16 protein-coding genes and 2 pseudogenes are annotated in these 22,461 nt (G+C 59.3%); 11 read left to right on the forward strand and 7 right to left on the reverse strand.

Annotated elements, in window-relative coordinates; translation table 11 throughout:
* Window positions 1-76 precede the first annotated feature (76 nt).
* A complete protein-coding gene (locus ACVWWD_RS00005) occupies window positions 77-337 on the forward strand; it encodes a helix-turn-helix domain-containing protein (protein ID WP_084652625.1) in 261 nt (86 codons plus the stop codon).
* Between the two features lie 252 nt (window positions 338-589).
* Here the strand turns inward: ACVWWD_RS00005 and ACVWWD_RS00010 are convergent, their stop codons facing one another.
* On the reverse strand, window positions 590-1,795 hold the full coding sequence (locus ACVWWD_RS00010) for a DUF932 domain-containing protein (protein ID WP_457103604.1): 1,206 nt from the start codon (window positions 1,793-1,795) through the stop codon (window positions 590-592).
* 414 nt (window positions 1,796-2,209) lie between these two features.
* On the opposite strand from ACVWWD_RS00010, the gene ACVWWD_RS00015 reads away from it, so the two are divergent.
* A complete protein-coding gene (locus ACVWWD_RS00015) occupies window positions 2,210-2,740 on the forward strand; it encodes a MucR family transcriptional regulator (protein WP_457102829.1) in 531 nt (176 codons plus the stop codon).
* A gap of 86 nt (window positions 2,741-2,826) precedes the next feature.
* On the opposite strand, the gene ACVWWD_RS00020 is transcribed toward ACVWWD_RS00015, so the two are convergent.
* Window positions 2,827-3,138, reverse strand: a complete 312-nt coding sequence (locus ACVWWD_RS00020) for a DUF736 domain-containing protein (protein WP_352680085.1) — start codon at window positions 3,136-3,138, stop codon at window positions 2,827-2,829.
* Between the two features lie 884 nt (window positions 3,139-4,022).
* On the opposite strand from ACVWWD_RS00020, the gene ACVWWD_RS00025 reads away from it, so the two are divergent.
* The gene (locus ACVWWD_RS00025; RefSeq protein WP_023690367.1) at window positions 4,023-4,445 is read left to right on the forward strand and encodes an IS630 transposase-related protein; all 423 of its coding nucleotides are present in this window, start codon (window positions 4,023-4,025) and stop codon (window positions 4,443-4,445) included.
* A pseudogene (locus ACVWWD_RS00030) lies at window positions 4,441-4,813 on the forward strand (IS630 family transposase); the annotation flags it as partial. The gene ACVWWD_RS00025 and the pseudogene ACVWWD_RS00030, both read left to right, overlap by 5 nt.
* A gap of 246 nt (window positions 4,814-5,059) precedes the next feature.
* Here ACVWWD_RS00030 and ACVWWD_RS00035 read toward each other — a convergent pair.
* The 5 genes and pseudogenes from ACVWWD_RS00035 to ACVWWD_RS00055 all read right to left on the reverse strand — a co-directional run bounded on the left by ACVWWD_RS00035 (window position 5,060) and on the right by ACVWWD_RS00055 (window position 11,202).
* Window positions 5,060-6,070 (reverse strand): IS110 family RNA-guided transposase, encoded by a 1,011-nt coding sequence (locus tag ACVWWD_RS00035; protein ID WP_023832783.1) that lies wholly within the window; start codon window positions 6,068-6,070, stop codon window positions 5,060-5,062.
* A gap of 317 nt (window positions 6,071-6,387) precedes the next feature.
* A pseudogene (locus ACVWWD_RS00040) lies at window positions 6,388-8,482 on the reverse strand (ParB/RepB/Spo0J family partition protein).
* Between the two features lie 422 nt (window positions 8,483-8,904).
* Window positions 8,905-10,323, reverse strand: coding sequence for an exonuclease domain-containing protein (locus ACVWWD_RS00045; RefSeq protein WP_457102830.1), 1,419 nt, complete (start codon window positions 10,321-10,323; stop codon window positions 8,905-8,907).
* A 7-nt stretch (window positions 10,324-10,330) separates the two neighbouring features.
* Window positions 10,331-10,852, reverse strand: coding sequence for an ImmA/IrrE family metallo-endopeptidase (locus tag ACVWWD_RS00050; RefSeq protein WP_457102831.1), 522 nt, complete (start codon window positions 10,850-10,852; stop codon window positions 10,331-10,333).
* The gene (locus ACVWWD_RS00055; RefSeq protein ID WP_457102832.1) at window positions 10,849-11,202 is read right to left on the reverse strand and encodes a helix-turn-helix transcriptional regulator; all 354 of its coding nucleotides are present in this window, start codon (window positions 11,200-11,202) and stop codon (window positions 10,849-10,851) included. Before ACVWWD_RS00055 ends, ACVWWD_RS00050 begins: the two co-directional genes overlap by 4 nt.
* A gap of 207 nt (window positions 11,203-11,409) precedes the next feature.
* Here ACVWWD_RS00055 and ACVWWD_RS00060 point away from each other — a divergent pair, with 207 nt between their 5' ends.
* The 7 genes from ACVWWD_RS00060 (at window position 11,410) to ACVWWD_RS00090 (ending at window position 22,204) form a co-directional block, all read left to right on the forward strand.
* Window positions 11,410-12,279, forward strand: a complete 870-nt coding sequence (locus tag ACVWWD_RS00060) for an AAA family ATPase (protein ID WP_457102833.1) — start codon at window positions 11,410-11,412, stop codon at window positions 12,277-12,279.
* Window positions 12,276-12,731, forward strand: coding sequence for a hypothetical protein (locus ACVWWD_RS00065; protein ID WP_457102834.1), 456 nt, complete (start codon window positions 12,276-12,278; stop codon window positions 12,729-12,731). The genes ACVWWD_RS00060 and ACVWWD_RS00065 overlap by 4 nt, the downstream gene beginning before the upstream one ends.
* A 2-nt stretch (window positions 12,732-12,733) precedes the next feature.
* The gene (locus ACVWWD_RS00070) at window positions 12,734-13,234 is read left to right on the forward strand and encodes a hypothetical protein (RefSeq protein ID WP_457102835.1); all 501 of its coding nucleotides are present in this window, start codon (window positions 12,734-12,736) and stop codon (window positions 13,232-13,234) included.
* Window positions 13,231-14,112, forward strand: coding sequence for a CBASS oligonucleotide cyclase (locus ACVWWD_RS00075; protein WP_457102836.1), 882 nt, complete (start codon window positions 13,231-13,233; stop codon window positions 14,110-14,112). The genes ACVWWD_RS00070 and ACVWWD_RS00075 overlap by 4 nt, the downstream gene beginning before the upstream one ends.
* Window positions 14,113-14,120: 8 nt before the next feature.
* Window positions 14,121-15,620 carry an SAVED domain-containing protein gene (locus tag ACVWWD_RS00080; RefSeq protein ID WP_457102837.1) on the forward strand — a complete coding sequence of 500 codons (1,500 nt, stop codon included), beginning with the start codon at window positions 14,121-14,123 and terminating at the stop codon, window positions 15,618-15,620.
* 274 nt (window positions 15,621-15,894) lie between these two features.
* The gene (locus ACVWWD_RS00085; protein ID WP_457102838.1) at window positions 15,895-16,488 is read left to right on the forward strand and encodes an SOS response-associated peptidase family protein; all 594 of its coding nucleotides are present in this window, start codon (window positions 15,895-15,897) and stop codon (window positions 16,486-16,488) included.
* A 187-nt stretch (window positions 16,489-16,675) separates the two neighbouring features.
* Entirely contained in the window at window positions 16,676-22,204 is a 5,529-nt protein-coding gene (locus tag ACVWWD_RS00090) for a sacsin N-terminal ATP-binding-like domain-containing protein (RefSeq protein WP_457102839.1), read from the forward strand.
* Window positions 22,205-22,461 lie beyond the last annotated feature (257 nt).

Consider the following 22,461-nt stretch of genomic DNA (forward strand, 5'->3'; position numbering starts at 1 on the left):
ATCAGATAACCGGATTTTCTGGTTATCTGGATTTCCATTTAATTGATCTGCCGGTTTCGTCAAGGACCGGCAGCGAATGCAAAAGACACTTCGGTCGCCAAGACATTTGCGACTTATCCAGTTGATCGTGGACAAGCGCAAAGCCGCAGGCTTGAGCCAAGCCGACTTGGCAAAAGCAATCGATCGATATCAGTCAGTGGTCGCAGCGATCGAGTCGGGAGGGCGCCGCCTGGATGTGATCGAATTCCTCGATCTGGCTGAAACGATCGGATTCGACCCCCATGATATTCTGAATGAGGTGGCAACAGTTCCGAGTATGCCCGCCAGAAAGCGTTAGCGGTCGATTTGCTCGAGGGCGAAATCGGAACTCTGAAATCCAACGAATTTCTTTTTGGCTGCGCTCGAAATGGCAGCAGTCGCATCGCGAGCCGGGCAGAGCCCGGCGAGCGCCCGCCGTGGTTTCAAAACGGCCGCACGCGCCGACCCCGATGATCTGGTCGCTAGATATTCTTGTGCTATGACGGTCTCATTGATGTGGCGGACCTAAAGACCGCGCGGTGAAACGTTCGCCGCGCGGCCCTTCGTTTGCTCATGCCGCCTTTTCCAACAAGGCCTTCGCCCTGCCTTCCAGTTCAAGCCGGCTATCCTGATGCGCCTTGCTACGGGCATGCGCGGTCATGCCTTGCACGAAATCGAAGATGCTTTCGGGCGGGCGGCCCTCCTCCTGCAAAACTGCCTCGATGATCTTGCCTGTTTCGCTTTTGGAGAAACCGCGCTTACGCAGGAAGCTTTCGCGGTCTTCGTCGGTGTAGGCGACGATCTTCTCGCGCGCGGCTTTGATGCCGGCGATGAACGGCGCGGGGCTTGAGTTCGCAAAACTCCTCAAAGCGGGTGCGGCATCACGGGCAAAACGCTGCGCGGCAAACTTCGAATGCCGGATCGTAATTTCCTCGAAACCTTCCACGCCCCATAGATTGCGGTTCATGCAGACGGCGCGGAGATAGAAACTCGCGATGCCTAGAGTCTTCGAACCGACTTCCGAATTCCAGCAATAGAAGCCACGGAAATACAAATCCGGTTCGCCATTCGGAAGGCGTCCGGCTTCGATCGGGTGTGTGTCATCCACCAGAAACAGGAAGACATCGCGGTCGCTGGCGTAAAGAGTGGTGGTGTCCTTGGTGATGTCCACAAACGGATTGTGCGTCATCGTCGCCCAATCCAGAACGCCCGGCACCTTCCACATGGTGTCACCGGTGCCATTGCCCGCGATCCTCATGACCGCGCTGACAAGCTCGTGATCCCAGATACGGCCATAGTCCGGTCCAGTCACGGCGCGAAGTTCAACGCGTCCGTCCTCCGTCTCAAGTGTCTTCATCAATTCTGCTCGATGGCTCAAAAGGCCATGCTGCAAATTGATGCCTGCCAGAGGCGCAGGAAGCTGGCGCATGTAGGTTGCCGGTGCGCCGACAAGACTGCAAAGCTGGCCAAAACTCCAATGTGTGGGCGAAATCGGTTGCTCCTGTCCGGGGACAAGAAGCGATAGCCGCTCTGCATTGTCGCGGGTGGCTTCTACGCGGACGGCGCGACTCTCGACAGTGCGGGCGGTGGCGCGGTCTGCGCGTTGCTTCACGGCATCATGGAGCTCGGTGAGGCTCAGATAGCGCTCATCATCGGGACGCGAGAACCATTCCGAGGAAACCCGTCCGATCCGTCCGCCGCGCGTGATGTCCACGCGAAAGCCACTTGAAGCCGGCTGCTGCTGGCGGTTGCTCTCGCCGTCGATGATGGTGGTCATGTTCATTTCGCTCACTCCTTTTCCTCAATGCCGAAGGCATGTCCCCCGGCATGCCTTCCGGGGGCGCGAGAGCGCGCGGGAGTGATGGGGGCCAGTGCCAGCGCGCGGAGCCGGGTTGCATGGTTGAGCGAAGCGGATGGAAAGCGATCGAGATTATTGCCGTGGTAAGCCGCTTTGCGAGCCAGCGACCCTGCTCTGCACAGCCGGAACTGGCGGGGAAGCGAGGGGAAGCTCCTTGCTTCCCATGGGATCGGCAAGGGCATCCGCAGCCGATCAGGACGATAAAAGCGAAGCTTACTCTTATAATGTTGCGTAAGAGACATGGATTTTACAAAGAAACGTACTATTTGCCTCGTGGGCAGGCTGGGAAAATCAAACGTCGCTCAATTCATCCGATAGAAAAAGGGAAATTACATGAGCACTGCTCTCGAACAAGGCAACCAACTGGACACCGTGTCGATAACGGCTGACATTGTTGCCGCCTATGTATCGAACAATCCAGTACCGGTTGGCGAGTTGCCGAAGCTGATTGGCGATATCCATGCCGCTCTGAACGGCATCGGAACGCCAGCGGTGGAACCGGTGGTCAAGCAGGAGCCGGCAGTATCGATCAAGAAGTCGGTGACGCCGGACTTCATCATCTGTCTGGAAGATGGAAAGAAGTTCAAATCGCTCAAGCGGCATCTTCAGCATTTTAACCTGACCCCCGACCAATATCGGCAGAAGTGGAACCTGCCGGCCGACTATCCGATGGTGGCGCCGAACTATGCGGCGACCCGGTCGGCCCTGGCGAAATCGATTGGACTCGGGCGCAAAGCGCCGGCGGCCACACCCGCCGCGGCGGCGAAGCGGGAACCCGTCGTACGAGCGGCGGCGGCAAGAACAACTGCTGCTGCAATCAAGTCGCCGGTGAAGAAGCCGCGCAAGACGACTGCCAAGGCTTAACTGGCACGTCTGACGAGTGGTCGGTCGCCAGCGGACCTGAACATGACGAAGCCCCGCCTTGCGGCGGGGCTTCGTGCTTTGTCGGATCACTCCGCAGCGCGGCGGGACCAGATGAGCGAGAAGTCGCCCTCGGTGTCGGTCTCGACAAGGCTCGCATAGATCGGAGCCGGGAAACTGGGATCGTCGAGCTTGACGGAGTGGTAGTCGCGGCCCTCGCGCGAGGTCTTCTTCCATGCCGCCCCGAACTCGGTGGCGCCGGCGAAGATGCGGAAGTCGGGACCCTTTTCGTTTTCGCCATCGGCCGGAGAGAACGTCACCGTCTTGACGTTGAGGTTGAGGGTCTTGACGGAGCCGGAGAAGCCGTTCGCGGTGCGGGAGAAAGTGCCGATCGTAGCCATTGTGGTGTTCCTTCTGTTTTTCTCGGGCCGCGCCCATCGCGGCCTCGATGGTGGTCGTGAGACCGGGGACGATCGGTCCGCACCCAAAAGGGGCTGAAACGAAGTGGAGGACGGCGACGCGAGGCTTTCTTGGATCGCGAGGAATGGACGCGCAGCGGCCAGGGGAAGAAAACGCAGCGACGTCGTTGCGGGAACACGATCGAGACTGAGCGCAGCGAAGGCGGTCTTCGGTCAGACCCAATCCATTCGAGGACGCCGTGGTCGTGGCTTGGCGCAAAAGGAGGGGAACACCACGAGCTACGATGGATCATGGCCAGTATCATCCGCTCAGTGACGCTACCCCGTACTGTCAAAGAACTGGTCTCAAACACCAGGAGGTGTAGTCCCTCCTCCCTGGGTGAAAAAGGGACAGCCCGACTCCTTTCATATTCGGGCCAAATCGCCATTGAGAATTGGGCAGGTCCGAAGACGATCGACTGACTGCTGGGATTGCTGCGACTTCCAAGCCGCCAGCCGTGACGATTTCGCATCCCAAATTTACAGAACTTGCGCCCGGTTGAGAGCGAACGCGTTGGCACTCAATCACACCTGATCTCCCGGCATGGCGGACTGATCCCAATACGCTGACTACTCAGGCATGGTGATGCATTGTCGGAAAGGGACCCCCGAAGGCGACCGACGCCGAGATGCGCCGGGTGGATAAGTGGCGTCGTGCCGGGACAATGTTCGCCCCGGTAGGTATCATTAGCGCTCCAACACTTCCGAGCTTCGTGCCGGGTATCCGGCCGCGCTAGAGCATAATCTGACCTGATGGAATCGCGAGGGATTCCCATCGGGGAGAATATCTGATTCATCATGTCGGCTGGGTATGGAGGCCAGCAGGCATGGTTAGAGCCATATCGGAGGATTTGCGTTCGCGAGTGATCGCAGCGGTTGAGAGTGGCCTGTCGCGGCGGGCTGCGGCGGATCGTTTCGGTGTTGCCGCGGCAAGCGCGGTCCGCTGGGTACGCGAATGGCGAGAGAGCGGCGCGACGCGGGCAAAGCCCCAAGGCGGAGACAAGCGCTCCCAGCGGATCGAAGCCTACCGGGATACGATCCTGGCGGTGATCGAAGGTCAGGACGACATCACACTGGTCGAGTTGGCTGAATTTCTCAGGGCGGAGCATGCGGTCGTGTTCGCGCCGAGCACGATCTGGCGCTTTCTCGACCGTCACTCGATGACCTTCAAAAAAAACAGCGCACGCCAGCGAGCAGGATCGGCCCGACGTGCTCGCGCGGCGACGCGCCTGGTTCAAGGCCCAGCCTGATCTCGATCCCGAACGGTTGGTCTTTATCGACGAGACCGGCGCATCGACGAAGATGGCTCGCCTGCGTGGACGGGCAAAGCGGGGCATGCGGTGCCGATCTCCGATCCCGCACGGGCACTGGAAAACGTACTTTTACAGGCGCATTGCGCCTGACGGGCATGACTGCGCCGATGGTCCTCGACGGACCGATGACGGGTGAATGGTTCGCCGCTTATGCCGAGCATGTATTGGCGCCTACGCTTCGAGTTGGTGACATCGTCATCCTCGACAACCTGCCCGCTCACAAAGTCGCCGCCGCCCGCCAAGCGATCGAAGCGGCCGGCGCGCGAATGCTCTTCCTACCGCCTTACAGCCCCGACTTTAACCCGTGTATGGATGGCTCCTGCGGGTCAAGGGTATCGGATCGGGTTTGGTGAACAGGTCGGTTGCGGCCATGTATACGGCGTCTGAATGTGCAACGGGATCGCTGCGCGCCCTGATGAATATCCGCTTGGAGAACAGGTCCCACTCAATCGAGCGCGCTCGAGGCGCTTCGGATTAATCGGGGTGTCCTGGTTCTTCGTCTCCGTTTGTTCGCCATCACCTCACTTTGCCCTGACCATTCCGAGAGCCTGTCAGGCTGACTGCGGCTCGTAACGCGATCCGTCCCTCAGGACGGCGAATATTGTTCGTGCCATGCGATGCGCCAAAGCGACGGCGACGATCTTCGTCTTCTTTCGCATCAGCATGCCCGATAGCCAGTCCGAGCTCGGCTCGCGCTTGAGTCTGCATCTGAGCATGATCTGCGCCATGGCGCCCAGATACAGCAAGCGTCGGATATAACGATTGCCCATCTTCGAGATCCGGCCCACCCTCTGCTTGCCTCCGGTGGAGTGCGGCTTGGGAGTGAGGCCGAGCCAGGCGGCATAGTCCCTTGCGCTGCCGAAATTGTCGACATCCGGCGTCGTCGCCGCGATGATCGTCGCCGACAGCATCCCCACACCTGGGATTGTGGCTAGACGCTGGCTTGTCTCGCTTTGCGCGTAGGTCTCTTCGAGCTCGTCGGTCAGCCGCTCGATCCGCTTGTCCGTCTCGGCCAACTGATCGAAGAGCAAACTCACAGGCATTCGAGCTACTTCCGGCAGTTGATCCAGTTGATCCTTCAGTCGATTGACGTTCTGCGCGCCCTTCGCCGCGATGACGCCGAACTCCGTCATGTGGGCCCGGATCGCGTTGCCGATCTGCGTGCGCTGGCGAACCAGAAAGTCTCGCGTGCGGTGAAGAACCAGAACCGACGAGCAGGCTTCGCTCTTGATGGCGACAAACCGCATGGAGGGGCGTGTCACGGCTTCACAGATGGCGGCCGCATCCGCAGCATCCGTCTTCCCGCGCTTCACGTAAGGCTTCACATAGGAGGGCGGCATCAGCCGGACGTCGTGCCCCATCTCCAGAAGCCTGCGCCCCCAATCGTGAGAACCTGCGCAAGCCTCCATGCCGATCAGGCATCGTGGACGCTTCTGGAAAAACACCAGCAACTGGCTGCGGCGAAGCTGACGGCGTACGAGAACCCGACCGTTCCCATCGACACCATGGATCTGGAAGACACTCTTTGCGAGGTCGATGCCAACTGTGGCAAGTTCTGACATGGATGGCTCCTTTGCTCGGGACGACAACATCCCAACTATGGCGCAATGCGACGCCGGGAGCAGGAGCCATCCACACCATCAATCGAGAATGCCTTCTCCAAGCTGAAGTCGATCCTCAGGAAAGCCGCCGCACGCAACATCCCCGAGCTTTGGGACGCAATCCGCGACGCCTTGCCACGCTTCACCGCCGAGGAGTGCTCAAACTACTTCTGCGCCGCAGGATACGAGCCTGAGTGATCAGATTCTGCTCTAGTGGCGCGGCCGAAAATTCTTGCAAAGTAGGCAGGAGACGCGTTGCAGCCCCTGCCCGTTGCGCCTCATTCGGCGGCGACGTTGAAGGCCTCGCCTTCTTCGGTCGTGTCGGGCTGAGCGGATTTCGTTTCCAGTTCGGAAACGTCCGACGATCTTGCATCCGCTACCTCGTCTTGCCCTTCCACGGAGATCGCTGGCCGCTCGGTGCGTAAGACCGCAGGCAACCATCCGGTTCCGGCAAGCAACTGCTCGGCGGCTTCCGCCATTGGCTGCTTTTGCAGGTCCGATAGCCGGTCTGCCGCCTCGCCGCTGGCAGCTTCGCGCACGGCGTCGAGGATATGCGCCTTGGTGATGCGCCCGAGATACGTCCGGACGGTTGGCGTCCAATGTGCCGTAATGTCGAGGTTGATGGCCGTCGCCAGCCTGTCCGCAGTCTCGTGGGCGCGAAGCTTGCGCTCCCAGGGCTGCTTTACGGCATTGACGGTGAGCGAGGCGCAATGGGCGAACAGAGCCATGACGCTGGCATGGTCGAGTGAGGCGATGAAGCCCCACAGTTCAACCACATAGCCGGGCATGTCCGCAGCCCACTCCGCGTGTCGGTCCGCCAGTGACTTGCCTGCCGCCGTATCCTCGATGCCTTCCGCGTGAGCGGCGAGGTAGACGCTTGTTGGGCGGATTTCGAGGCAGTGGGCCTCATCACCCTGATAAAAGGTCTGCGCAGCAAGCGCATGGGTCACCGCGACAAGGGCGATGTCTGGCTGTTCGCCAAGCGCAAGGCGAAGCCCGAGCGTCCGGTGAGCGGTCAAGTCGCGAATGAGAAGGTCCGACAACGGCTTGCCGTCGTCCTCCGCTTCCTCCTCGTTCCTACCATCGCAATCCGAGCCAGTGCCGGCTCCGGTGATCTCGTCATCGTCGTTGACGGCGTAACCTTCGCCGCCTTGCAGCGTTTCCGCTTCCGGTTCCGGCAACTCATCTTCGGCGCGGATGAAGCCACGTTCGATGCGGGGCCGATCCGTCATGGGCAAGCACAACAAACACGCCACCCCGCGAGACAACATCAGGATCGAAGGCGTGACGCAGCGCGTCGATCCGCTCGATCTCGGCTTCCAGCCTGCCGAAACGCTGATCGATATCGTCCGGCAATTCCTCGGCGCTATTCCATTCTTCGGTCAGCCGGTTGAATTCGTGGGATACCGATGCATAGGCGGCGTTGTCTTCCTCCGACAAATCCACCGGCTGCGCGTAAGTGCGGCGCAAGCCATTTGCATGGGGGAAGTCGATGTGAACGTCCGCCCATTTCCAGCCTTCCGCCTGCCGAACCGTTTCCGAGATACCTTGCAGCTTCTCGATCACCAGGCGGTCGAGCAAAGCCGCATCCTCGTAGAAGCCGCCACGATCTTCGGTGAACAGGTCGCGCAGGATAGCGCCACCAGCTTCCGTATAGGCTTGCGCGCCGATGAAGATGGCCCGCCGGTCGCTCGCCGCGATATGCGTGCGCGTCAGTTCGCGGCGGATGACGTAGGGATCGCGATTGTAGGAGAGGTTTTCGAACACCTGTTCCTGCCGGACGTGATCGTCGGTAATGGCAAAGGCCATCAACTGGTCGAGCGTCAGCCCCTCCTCGCGATAGACCTGCATCAGCTTGGGACTGACCGCGCCGAGACGCAGGCGCTGCCGCACGACATGCGCGGTAATGCCGAAACGGGCGGCGATTTCCTCCGCACCCCATCCGCGTTCCTCGTGAAGCTCGCGGAACGCTTCAAACTGATCGGCGGGATGCATCGCCTCGCGGGTGATGTTCTCGTCCAGGCTGATCTCATGCGCGTCGTTGACCGTGTCGATGACACAGCGGATCGGCTCGGTCTTCTTGATATGCTTGCGCTTCACGCGCAGCAGTTGCGCCAGCCTGCGGCCTTCGCCGATGCTGACGAAATAGAAGCCGGTTTCCGCGCCCTCGCTGTCAAACTCCGGCTCAACCACAAGGTTTTGCAGGATACCCTTGGCCGCGATGCTGGCCGCATAGGCTTCGATGATCGCCCCGCTGTGCGGGGTCTTGCGCGCATTGCGGGGCGACTTCTTCAGCTTGTTCAGCGGAATGAAAACTTCGGTGCCGCTCTCGCCAGCAGTTGCGGCCTTCGCATTTGTCACGTTGATCGTCATGGTTCTGATCCTTCTCCGTTAGATGCCGAAGGCATGCCCCTCGGCATGCCTTCCGGGGGCGCGTGAGCGCGCGGCAGAGAGGGGGGCGAATGCCGGCGAGCGGAGCTGGGCTGCGCGTCGAGCGGGGCGGATAGGATCAGTTCAGAGCGCGACGGTCATGCGCCTTGCGAGCGGGCGGCCTCGCTCTGCGCAGGTGGCATTCGCGGGGGAGAGATGGTCAAGACCATTTCTCCCCTGCAAAGCCAGATGCTCTGTTCAGAGAGGTAGCCACCGTGCCAGCCAAATCGTGACAGTGCCTCAGAGCAAAAGTTTGCGCACGAGCCACTGTCCTCGCAGCAAACGACGAAGTTCTTTCCCATCTGCCCCTCCGAGAACGAACCAGTTGACCCCGTCAGCCACTTGTGAGTGCTCTGACAGGTGCTCTAGTTGACTGCGAAATGGCGCGATCGAAACTCGGTCACGCGCTCAATTCGACCAATCAAATAGGTCTTGTAGTCGGCGAGAACGCCTTCCACGTCAATGCTGCCGTCGGCGAGCAACACGTCTGTCTCAATCAGTGCTTGTTGGAGCGTCAGCCCCCCGGATCCTTCGTCAACAAGGCGGTCGGTTAACACCCGCTCCAAGTCGAGTCGAGCAGCTTCCGACAGCACAGAGCGGCACTCAAAATAGATCAGGCGGAGACCGAATGCCCGAAGACGTTCGTCATCGAAGCTGTGGACGATGCCCAAGGCCTCTGGCCAACTTGCATCATGAAATGCAGCTATGCGGGCCTCGTCACCTGGGCCGGGAAATCCCTCATAGATCTGCTCTTCGATATGTTGTGAGGGAACTTGCGGCTGGCGCGTGGCGACATAGGCAGAGATAAGTCGAGTGCGGAGCGGCAAATTATCTTTGACTCGGCGTGCTCGGGCTTCCAACTCATCCAACTCAATGCCGTTCAGCATCTGATCCGGCGCGTCGTAGAATGCCGTCAGGGTTGGCGCGGCATTGATTCGAAGTCGACGAACCGGGCTCGGTTTCTGGGCGAGCTCCGCCTGTAGCTCTTTATCACCCATTGAAGCTAAACGATCGGACTCGCCATCCAGTCGCAAACACAGACGATTATTGGGCTGTTCGGGATTTGGGCCAAGGCAGACGACTGGCGTGTGGTAAGCTTCATTTCCAAAAAACTCCGTAAGAAAGAAGCCATCCTCTGAGTCGACAAAATCGGCGACAGTTGCCTTCTTCGAAAAACGTACGAAACGCTGCCAGAGTTCGGAGGAGCGCTCCTGCACGCATCGACAGAGAGCAAGCGTTGCGATGACGTCTGCCATTGCGTCATGAGCCTTGGCATGCGCAACGCCGTTCGCCGACGCTAGCTGCTCCAGACGGAATGTCGGCCGGCCGGCCGGCCCAGCAGGGACCGACAGGCACGCTGGAGAGAGCGCGGCAGCTGCCATCACCAGGCCCAAAACATCCGCCCGGCAATTGCCGTGCTTGCTCGTAAGATATGCTGGGTGCAGCGTTTGAAATAGCGCCTGCCTCAGCATCTCCTCATCGAAACGAATTGAGTTGTAGCCGACAAAGATCGACGGAGACCAAGATAGGAGCTTCCGTCGGATCGACCGGACCATGTCATAGTGTGAAGGTAGCTTCTCGTCCGTCAGTCGCCCGATTGGGAGTCCGTTTGTTCGCAAAGCGGATGGATGGGGAACCACATGCGGGAGGAGGCGCGAACGCATCTCGAGCCGATCGATCTCGTTGAGGTTGGCATCGGTCCGAATCGCTGCGAAATGCACGATCTGATCAAAGCCGCGCATGAGGCCCGTCGTCTCTGTGTCGAAGAAGACGAAGCTCGTCATCTCTAATCTAAAAGCGCCCCGCCAATCGATAACGCATAGCTGAAGTGCTCACCCGAAACTTGCGGGCGAGTGCTTCGATGCCCGCTTCATCCTCGATATCCAAGCCGCCCGCATCGAGCGCATCCGCCAGGAACTCTTGCGGCATAAGCAGCTCGGACGCGAACGCGTTGGCCTCAATCTCCAATGGATCGACCCCTTGCGAAGAAACGTCATCTCGAAGCAACACGCGAAATCCTTTATCAACGTGAACTGCCTTCCTAATTTCTTCGGCATGGAGCTCGTGGTGAGCGAGTTCGTGCGCCGCTGAGAATCGCTGCCGGTTTGGATGATGCAGGGCATTCACGCCAATGATCCCGACCCCGTCTTTTATGTATGCCATTCCGGAAAGATCCTCCTCCAGCGGAGCGTATTGGAGGACTATGTTTTTTGACTTGATGATGCGCTCAATAGGAACGGGCGCCGCTTTCACACCGAATTCCCGCAAGACAGCACGGGCAGCCTCCCGGGCTCTATCCGAATTCGCACTCATGACCCGGACTTCGTGGAACCGCGTTGTGCTAGTGCGTTCGCGATCAAATCAGTGATTTGGGCCTTACCCCGGGCGGATACGGTTTCGTCTGACAGGATCATATCAAAGCTCTCCTGAGTTGCTGGTTTCGGTTGCGTCGGCAGCAGGTCTGAGACTTTGGAGCACTCGAGGGCCGACGCAAGACTATAGACGTGATGTAGCAATACGTTTTGCCGACCGCTCTCGATATTGGCGACCGAGGCGCGCGACATGCCAACCCTGCTAGCCAATTCGGCCTGGGTGAGGTCAAGCCTTCTTCGGCGCGTGGCGACGGCCCGCCCAAATGCTCTGTAAAGAACTTCGTCGGACATGGCCCATGCTTGCCCCACAAGCGCCACGATGTCAATCGCGCAAACATTGTGTGTTTAATAAACACATATCGACACGCCGTTGTGTGCTTATTGACAACATTGAGAGAGTCTGAAATCCTCAAGTTGTCGGTGAGTGGTGTCAATCGACCCCCAAAATTCAAGGGCCGGGCGATGTGCCTGGATACCGTGCCGAGACGAGGAAGAATTATGAATGCGATTGTTGAGCAAGTGTCGCTGCCACACGCCGATTTCGCGACCGCGTGGGACACCATCAAGGTCGCTGACGCGGTGAAGCAGCGGCTAGTGGCGCAGGCGCTTCTGTCGCTTCAGCTACGCCAGCACTATTCGTTCGATGCTATGCCGATGCATGGCCTGATCGTGCTCTCGGGACCACCAGGTACCGGTAAGACAACGCTCGCCCGCGGCCTCGCGAACGAGGTGGCCAAGGCCCTGGGCAAGGTGCAGTACATTCAGCTCGATGCCCATGCCTTGGGGAGTTCCTCGCTCGGCAAAAGCCAAAAAGAAGTCTCGAAGATTTTCCAACAGACCATCCCGGAGTTCGCGGATCTCGGGCCGACGATCGTCCTTCTCGACGAAGTGGAGACGCTCGCTGCCGATCGGCAGCGTATGAGTCTTGAGGCGAACCCGATTGACGCGCACCGCGCCACCGATGCTGCTCTCGCCGGTATCGACCTTCTGTGCCGAAAGCACCGTAACACCTTGCTCATCGCCACGACCAATTTTCCCCAGGCAGTTGACCGGGCGCTGCTGTCGCGTGCTGATTGGATCGAGGATATCGGGCCGCCGAATGCAGAGGCGCGCAAAGAGATCATTCTCGATACGCTGGCCCTACTGGCGAAAAAGTGGCCCAAGGTTGCTGATCTCAAGAGCCACATCGCGGCATATATCCACGCCTCCGATGGCATGGACGGCCGGCGTTTGCGTAAGGCGATCACGGCCGCGGGCGCGATCTCCATTGAGACCGCCAGGGATCTCAACAAACTCAAGCCCGAGCACGTCCTCGAAACCCTGAAGCGCGCTGCGGGTCAGGCGGACATTCAGGAGGACGCAGCGTGAAGGTAAGGCGAGACATTGCCTCCATTCCCAGGCGCTCCGCTGCGCAAACTTGGAAAGCAATCACGGACCTCATCACCGGAAGCGGCTCGGTGGACGCGGCTACGCTGACGGCGGCGGCCAGCGTGATGGAGTCGCTGATCGCCGATGAACACCCGGCGCTAGAGCCCATCGTGGTAAGGGGCGTGGGATCACGCCTTGTTATTTACTGCCTCTACGGCGACGACGCGATGGAAGCTGAGGTCGACGTGGAAAAGTTGAACTGGAATCCAACAGCAGGGAACTGGGCAATGACCGCCCCATCCGATGCCGATGACGTTACCTGGATGAACAGCACGCTGAAAGATCGCGCTCCTCGTATCCAAGTGCACGATGTGGGCATGCCGGTCGACGATGACGATGCGAGTTCATCTTCTGCACAGACCTTGAAGATTGACTGGGGAGCGCTGGGCTGATCATGAACGCGGTCAATACCCTTGCCTACGCGCGAACGCACACGGCCATCTATGTGTCGGATAAGATGCGCACCCTTTTGAGGGCACTGGTCCTGCACTACGGTCTCGACCCGCGGAAGCTTGTCGATGCATGGTCGGGCTGGGTCCATGACGCAGCGCGTGAATGGATGGAGACGGGCGATCTCACGAGTTTCGTCATTGAGTTCTATCGCCCAGGCGCGGCCTACGCATCGGCGCGATGGGATTTTCCGATCCGCTATGACGGAACAGATATTGATCAGATGTGGATCGATAGCGATTTCCTGAAAGATTCCTTTGCCAAAGCACCGCGTCCGCCTGCCGATTGCACGTACCGCGTGTTGCTCGTTCACACGCCTTGGGCTCGTGCACTTCCTGGATTGAGCGATGCGGCCTTTCTCGGATTGAATGGCCTCGCTCCGCGCGAAGCTGGAACGGTAATTGGAACACCTGACATCATGGCATCGGCGACGTATTACAGATGATCACGACAGAAGAAGCATTCGAGAAATACCGGCAGCGCCTTGAGCTTAGCGAGACTGAGCGGCAGAACGCGATCAAGCGCCACAGCGACGTGCGGGATGTAATCCGCGCCGACTTCGTGGTCGATCGTGATTTCCTCACTGGTTCCTACAAGCGCCACACCAAGACAAAGCCTCTGAAGGACGTCGATGTCTTCTTCGTGTTGGGCCAGAAGGAGCGCGACAAGTACCGGGAAGGGCCGCCATCGAACTTGATCAATGCCTTTGTAAAAACATTGCGCAAGGAGTACGAAGATGATGCCGTCGAGCCGGGCCGGCGCTGCGCTACCGTCGAATTCGAGAAGAACACTACGGACGAAGAAGGCAAGGTGCTCTCAATCGATGCAGTCCCGGCTTTCGATCTCGGCGATTGCTATGAAATTCCGGACCGCATTCGCGGCGATTGGGTTAAGACAGACCCTGAGATCCATATGGAACAAGCCACTGCTAAAAACAAAGAACTTGGCGGCAAGTGGATTCCTCTGGTGAAAATGGTGAAGCGCTGGAACCGCTCTGCAGAGAAACCGATCAAGCCCGCATTCCTGATCGAAGTTATGATGCAGGATCTCGTTGATCCGCCCTTCACGTCTTACCCGAGCGAAATCCGTCGTTTCTTTGCAGCAGCACTCGATGGCATCGAACGCGAATGGCCCGACCCGGCAGGGTACGGTCCTCCGGTTTCCGAGCAGATGACGCCCCAGTTGATTTCGGCCGCCAAGGAAAAATTACGGCAGGCCGAAATGAAGGCGGCGCTCGCGGTGCGCCTTGAAAAGCAGGGCAAGCAGACCGAAGCCATTGCTCTATGGCGAGAGATTATGGGCCGCTATTTCCCGACGAGTTAAGGTGCCAGATGGCCGATGCGGTAATAGCTCGTCAGCAGGGTGACGATTTCCAGGCCAGGATTTTCTGGTTGGCCGCGGCCAGTCTGCTCGATGAAGAATCCCCGGTTCGGCGCGTCATGTTTGAGACGGGCCCTAGGGCGTTCGATGACGTCGTCATAGACTACGCTCGTGATGGCGCGCCACAGGATCATTTCGGAAAGCCGATCCTGCGTGATCATAGACAGTGCAAATGGCATGTCCGGCCGGGAGATTTTGGTTTTTCTGACTTCACAGACCCAGTATTTATTGGCGGGACCTCCACCTCGTTTCTTCAGCGCGCACGGGCAGCACAATCCACCTACGCCCCTACTGGTGAAGGTGCACGGTTTCAGTTGGTAACGAATTGGCAGACCAGAGAGAAAGACCCGCTTCGCAAACTGATCCTCAATCAAACTAACGCACTCGATCTTGACGCTATGTTTCAAGGCGGCAATAGCAGCCTAATGGGCCGCCTGCGCTTGCTATGGCGCGGCCACCTGGACATCGACGAGCCCGAACTTCGCCTTCTCGTCCGGACGCTCGGCGTCAATTTGCGCATACGCTCAGGCGAAGATTTGCGCGAGCATATCAACGACAAATTTGCCGCCGTCGGGATGCGCAGAGTTCCCCGTGACGAAGCCGGCTTCAGCTACGACGACCTGATCCGGAAGCTTCATGCGCAGGGCCGAAAGGAATTCGACCGCGAGACCTTCCGCGCCCTCGTTCATGAAGAGAGGCTTCTCGCCGAAGCAAAGGATCCACCCAAAACCACGATCGGCGTGCGCTCGTTCATGCATCCTATTGATAACATCGAGGCCCGTGCCCCGATGACGTTGGATCTTGTCCCTCATTTCGACGGGCGGTTCCTTAAAGACGAATCGGGATGGGATTCGGATCTGTTCCCGGTGTTGAGGTCGTTTATTTTGACTGAGGCGCAGAAGAGCGACCACATGCGGCTCGTGCTCGACACGCATGTCTCTTTGGCCTTTGCCGTAGGGGCGATCCTCAACGTCAAGGCAGGCAAGTCTATTGAGATCGAGCAGCGCATGAACGGGCGGCGCTTCTGGAGTCGTGATGATGTTGCCCTTGATCCGTCATGGCCGACCACAGCAACCTCGATTGAGGAGCTTGGCCCTGGGGAGGACACAGCGGTTGCAATCGGCCTCACCCACGAGGTGGTCCCTATGGTGCGCGCGTTCTTAAAGGGACGGCCCGAGATCGGTAAACTACTGGCCGTGGGGCTGTCTGCCGGCGCTTCCGGTGGCAGTGTTAGATCAGGTTCGCATGCGGCAAAGCTCGCCGAGCAGATCGTCGCCATCATCCGAGGCGAGAAGCGAGCACCGATGCTTCATTTCTTCATTGCAGCACCGAATGGCTTCACGTTCTTCCTCGGTCAGCACCAACAGATACTTGGCCACTCTGCCGTGTACGAATGGGACTTCGAAGGCACGCGCTCCCAGACGTACAGCAAGGGGATCACGCTCCGATAACTCCGCTCGGCCCATTGCCGGTCCGAGCGCCACAGCGAGAGTCGTGCCATACTTCTGGCTTTGCCGCCTTCTGGTTTTCTGGATCTCTGCCTTGCAAGAAAGGTAGATTTTCAGGACGACCGCTTTGTCGGCATATGGGCGAAACCGGACTGCGGATTCGGAGCCGAGGCGCTCGACCGGCCCCGGCAGTCTGGAACGAAATTCACCCCCCGCAATTATCGATGCAAACCAAGCGTGGAATAACTCTGCAATAGGCCGAACGTGTGGAGCAGCCATGTGCAATGACTATGAGCAGCATATCGCCTGGGCCGAATATTGCCGGATGATGCAATCGCTGGCGCTCAACATTCCCACCCATCAAACCGAGCTGGATTTGCCACAGGCGGATGACATCCGCATCAGTGACCCCGCCCCGATCATGTGCGCCACTGGCGACATGATCGAACTTACGAGGATGACCTTTGCCTTTCCGCCGTCCGGGCCCAAAGGCGGGCCGATCTTCAACTTCCGCTCGGAAGGACGGAATTTCTCCAACAGCAACCGTTGCCTTATTCCAGCATCGGCCTTTTTCGAATTCACCGGAAAGAAGTCTCCTAAGGCGAAGCACCGCTTCATGCTCAACGGCGCCCCGTTCATGGCGATCGCTGGCCTATGGCGCGATGGTGAAGGCAACAAGCCACCGACATTCGCGATGCTGACCACGGAACCCGGGGCTGATGTAGCGCCTCTCCACAATCGCCAGATTGTGGTGCTGCGCCCGGAGGACTGGGCGGCATGGATCCATCTCACCAAGCCCGAATCACAGCTCCTGAAGGCGCTGCCCGCTGGATCGCTCACGGTTGAAATGGTGCAAGAAGGCAGCGAATAATTCAACTGAACGTCACCTTCGCCGGCACCAGAACCTGGCAATCATCGTGGCACAAGTCACGGGCTGTAGTCGCGGTCAACTATTTGGGCGAGAGGTCGAGTTTGTGCAACATCTCACGCTACGTCTTGTAGAGATCTGCAAGTAATGCTTGAACTGCGCGAGGTCGCGGGGGCATGCAAACAGCGTGATGAATGAAATGATTGGGAGCCTTGAGCCTTCGGTGACTGAGCCGTCTCCGGAGACGGTTGCGCGGGCCTTTGTTGAGGATTGGTCGAAGCGAAAAATCCTTGGCTTTGAAGGCACGATTGACGCCAAGGGCGAATATCTCTCCGAAATCTATTCCACCGCAAAAAGCATCAGCGAGCAGATCGCGGCGGACTACCATGGCCGTTTCCTGATCGAGTTGATTCAGAACGCGCACGACGTCCATCCGGACGGTAGAGCGGATGGCGAAATCGAGGTTCTTTTCGACGCAAGCGAGGCTCCGCCTGTTCTTTACGTCGCCAACCGTGGATCGCCATTCGGCGAAGAGAACGTCAAGGCCCTGTCGGACCTGGGCCTTTCGAGCAAACAACCTGGACAGGCCATCGGCAACAAAGGGCTTGGCTTCCGCAGCGTCCGCCACGTTTGCGAGGCACCGGAGATATATTCGCAGGCAGAAGGCGTCGGCGGGCTCGATCGCTTCGACGGATTTTGTTTTCGCTTCGCCAACCAAGATGATTTGGTATCACTTACATCTGGACCTCGTGTTCTTGAGCTCGCCCGCAAGGATTTGCCACCGTTTCACATTCCCATCTGGCTGGATGATCAGCCATCGCGAGTAAGGGATTTCTCCCAACGGGGCTTTGCGACGGTTATCGCGCTGCCGCTGCGAGACGCTCGGGCAGCCGAAACCGTGGTTTCCGAAATCAACGCGCTACGCGGCCTCAACGTGCCAATGCTGTTGTTCCTGCGGCGGCTGGCGCGTTTGACGGTCAGGGTCGTTGAGAGTGATGGCAGCGAAGCGGATCCTTTGATACTCACACGATCCGAACAACCCATTCAGGGCGGGCCAGCCGGTCTGAGCGTGGCCGATTTAGGATTTTCGGGTCGGCACCTCATCGCGCGGGAAGCGATCGCCGAACCGATCATGATCGATGCGATCGCCACTGGTATCGATCAGGGTCAGCTTCATTCGCATTGGGCGGCCTGGAAAGGCGAAGGCGAGATAGCGATCGCTGTACGGCTTGACGAAGTCCCGGTCTCATCGCGTCTCTTTACATTCCTGCCGATGGGCGAGCAGGCGCACGCGCCATTCCGTGGCTACCTGCATGCGTCTTTTTTCCCAACAGCGAACCGTAAGGGGTTGGACGGCAAGGTTCGCCTCAATGCGATGCTACTTGAGAAGGCTGCGGACCTGGCGGCCAATACAGTGGCCTGGCTGACGCGTCACGTCGCTTCAACCACGACAACCCTGGATCGGCAGCAGCGTGCGCGTGCCAGTGCCGATCTGATGTGCTGGCATCAGGCTCAAAGTTTCGAGACAACTTCGAATCTAGCACAGCGCGTTGCCATAGGGGTGGCCGCGGCGATGGGCGTAGCCGAGTTCGCGAATGCGCCAATTGTGCCCATCCTGACGGTTGAAGGCGAAAGCCTGGAACTCTCTTGGCGAAGCCCGCGCGCGGCACGACGATGGAACCACGTCGGCGACGTGTTCTCATTGGAGGCGGCCGCGCGGCACGCCCTGGCTGTGGGTTCTTGGCCTATCTGGCGTGGATTGGGCGAACGAAGCGACGCATTCTTGAGCTTTGTGCGAGCCCATGTCACGTCCTATTCAGAATTGCCGAATTCGACCGAGCGCGCAGCACTCGCGGTTCGGATCGCCGCGACACTGAAACAGGATGGCTCAACCTCGCCGGCGACGTGGACAAGATTTTACAAGGAACTGGCGGAGTTCCTGGGAGCTGGTGGCGTGGCTCTGGCGAGCCAGGACATATTGCTATGCGACGACGGTCAGTTGCGCCCCGCAATGTCGGTGGTGGCACCGACGGATGACGGCCCCCAATCCGGGCGTCGACGCGTGCGACGGACCGGACAGGTAGCAGTGTTCGCACCTCCCGCGCGTCGGGGAAACGACGGCGACGAAATAACGGATTTGTCACCGCCAACGGCCTTGACGAAAAACTTTGCATTCCTGTCCGACAAGCTGGACTGGTACGGCGAACTCGCGGACGCGCGTGCCTTTTTGCTACGCCACAAGCTCATGCTTGAATTTGACCGCGAAAGCATCCTGACGCAGCTCGCACGTGTTCTCCGCGATGACGCACGGCACCAGTCGAGGTCGGCGGGGCTCCGATGGGCTTTCCAGATTTGGCGGCGCCCGCAAGGTAAGGGACGGAGCGTGTCTCTGCCGCCAAACCTTCGCCTCTATGTGCCGACGGCCGGTTCCGGTTTCCTGCCGGCCGAGGAGGCGGTGTTCTCCGCCGGTTGGCCTGAGGAAACGCGGGGACGCCTAGTCCAACGTTTTCTCGACTCGGCGCCCGCCGATTGTGCTGAACTAGGGGATTTATCCAGTCGGCGTTTGGCGGACCCTGACCATTATGTGTTCCGGGTGGGCAGTATGCCGCTATGGACGGACTTCCTGATCGAGCTTGGTGTGAGGAAGGGCCTCCATCCGGTACGAAAATCGCTATCGGGTTCGCATCGCGGTCAGACGCTTGAAAGCAACACCTTCTGGCGCGGATACGGGCTCCCGGAGGCCGCGATAGCGATGTGGAAGCAGCTGCTCGCGGCTGAACAGCATACTCCCCTGACTGGCCACAGCATGTATACCCTTGGCGGTGAGCTGCAGTGGATGCCGGGCCAGTTTGATGTGTCGCGTTTCGATCGGGAAGCGTTGGAAATTTTCTCGCTGCTGGTGATCGCCTGGCTGGGCGAGAGTCTTCCCGACACATGGTCGGTGTCCGTGCGTCACTCAACCTTCAACCGCGCCGACTTCCGGGAGTGGTCGACGCCCTTGGCGATGTTCCTGCGTCCTGAAGTGGCCTGGCTGCCGGCTCAGGAACCCACATCGGCTGGGATAGAGCGTGTCGCCGTAAAGCCATCGCAGCTCTGGATGGCCGCCGAATCCGGCGAGCGCTTTCCTTACTTTCTTCGTCGTCCGGCGCCGTTGGTGATCCGTGCCCTTGACGCGGCCACCTCGTCGCACATGACCGCGATCCGAAAGTACACTGGGCTTAGCATTCTCGATGATAGTGGCTCGCTCCTGCGGCAGGCGGAGTTCCTGGCGGAGCAATTCGCCAAACCTGGATTCGACAGATACTACGAGCGACATCTCAGCAATCTCTATTCTGGGACTTGGCAAAGAATAGCGGACCATTTTCGCACCGTGCCCCTGCCAAATCCTCAGGTCGCTCCCAATCGAATCCTGGCACGGCGGTCTGGTTCCGTCGAGGTCTTCACGTTGAGAGGCGAGGCTGCGAGCGTAGAGCCGATCTACGTGCGGGATGCCGATGATGAGACGGCTAGTAGCCTCGTGGAGGCGGCGGGGCGACCGATGATGGAGATTCGCGTTGGTGACAGACAACGTCTTGGCCTTGTAACGCGGGCTCTCTATGGCGCCGAGGTGCGCCTCCTCTCCGAAGCCGACTACACGATCACGGTCGATGGACGCGAAGTGGGGACCGGCGACATGGCCGAGGCGGTTGTTTGGTGTCCGCGACTTCCGTTGATGGCGGCCGTCGCCATGGAAGCGATGAAGGGCCTCGATGCTCGAACGCTGCCGGTCAACCGCCAGATCGTGCTTGACCGGTTGAAGCGGGTGATGATTCAGACCGGTGCGCGACTGGGTTTCAAACTCGATGACTTCGAGCATGATCAGTTGGAGGTTGGGCCGGAGGCATTGGGCCTCCGGCTTACCGATGGTCGCGCCGTGATCGTCATCCGGGGTGTTGGCCAGACCGACTGGCGCCAATTGGATCAATCGCTCGTCGCGTTGTGTGAGGCCTTGGACCAGCCTGGTCTGGAACAAGGCATCCGGATTCTTTTGCGAACCCTGCAGGTGCGTGAAGCTCCCATAAGCGAGATCGGCGATCTGGAAGAAGAGATTGACTTTCTCTGCGATAGCCTCCGGTTGACGCCAAACGCACGCCGTGTGGTTCGCGAGACGATGGGCGGTGGGCTCGAACGCCACCTTCCCTGGCTTCGCGCCATCTTGTATCTGGATGCTGGCCAGACGGGCCTTGATGCCTTCGCATTGAGCGAGGCCGAGGCGGTGCAGGACGCCGACTTCCTGCGCCAGGCGATCGCGCCGTGGATATCGCCGGTTCGAGGCGACGCGCTGGCGGTTCTGGACGCGTGCCGCAAGTCCCTTTCTATCGCGGAACTGCGTGAGGCACTTGGTCTTGATTTCGAGGCGTTCAATCATGCACTACAGGCTGTCGGTCAAACACCCGACACCTACACTGACGTTCATGCACGGCAATTGCTCAATCAGGTCAAATCGGCCAGCCGTGACATAGTCGATGCGTTGCGGGCGGTGTTCGTCCCCACGCTGGCGGCCGGCCACCCGGCGCCGGCGTACGCGGTCGCAAGGGAAGCGGCGAGTGCGATGCCGACCGATCCGGCCTGGGCGATGCGTTGGCAAGAGGTTCCGGAAGCAGCGTTGGCGCGGCATATCGATGCCTGGCTACTCTCTCTCGGGGCCGATCCGCTAGGAATCGCCCATCCAGACCTCGAACCGCTGGATGAAGTACGTCGCGCTAATGCGCGATCGTTGAAGGAATTCGTTGAGACGGCCGTGCCGTTGATCCGGGCATGGTGCTCGGCACGGAACCTGACGATCCCATCGCCCTGGGCCGCCGCAGATAGCGGTTTGAGTGAGTTGCGCACCTTATTGGACAGGGCCGGCGTCTTTGACTTTCGGGCGCTTGAACGAAACAGCCTCCTCGTTTGGGTTGATCGGCTTGGTGTCTGGCCATCCGGAATGGAGAAGACCCTTGATAGAGATGAGCTCGAACTGGGAGACGTAGCGATCGCCGCCGCCCGTGCGAAGGCCGAGTCTGATCTAGCTGACAAGCGCAAGCGCGAGCGCTCGGTCGAATTCAACGGCATGCCACGTGATCCCGAGGACGCGGACTGGGTGGCGATTAACGCGGAGTTGGTTCAGACCCTGTCTCGACAATTCCTAGAGACACCCGTGGGCAACGCCGCCGCCCTTGAGAGAAACTCCGATAACGACAAACCGGCCGGCACCGGCAAAGCCCGTGGCTCAATCAGAGGCAATGGAGATCATCAATTCGCGCCGTCCGCGAAAACCGACATGATCGGACGTTTGGGTGAGCTCGCGGTCAGGCATTGGCTGCAAGCGCGTCTTCCCAAGCAGGACATCGACGCCGCTTGGAGGTCAAGCAACGGAACGCCGTTTACCGGTCGAGAGGGTAATAACGGCTTGGGCTACGACTTCGAGATATCATGGCAACGGCAAACCTGGCAGGTCGAGGTCAAGGCGAGCCTCAACGATCCACGCATGTTTGAAATGGGTGAGACCGAAGTCCGCGCCGCCCGGATCGCGGCACGCTCGAGGGCGGGATTGCGCTATTGGATCGCCTATGTCAGCAATCTGGAAACTCCGGCACAAGCTCGCGTCGAAATGATCGCGAACCCGCTGAGTGAAGAAGGTGAGGACTTCCTGAAATTGGTTGGCGAGGGGCTTCGTTATACCTTTCGGCGTGGATAGTCGAACAATGTCCATCTGCACGGGCCGCGTCGCGCCGATGGCTCAAAGCGCGCGGCAGTGAGTTAAATGTAAGGACGTAGCCAAGACCGTGGCAACGAATGTATTAGTCCGGCGCGCGACGGCTTGGCGGGCCACATCGGTAAAGTGATCATCCCTGCGAAAAGTGTCTTTTTTCCGCGGTCAAGCGATTAGTTAATTCGATGAAGTGATGCCTTTCCGCATTCAGGTAGGCCTAGTCCAGAACTTGCTTCGCCGTG

The organism is Mesorhizobium sp. URHB0026 (assembly GCF_054059755.1).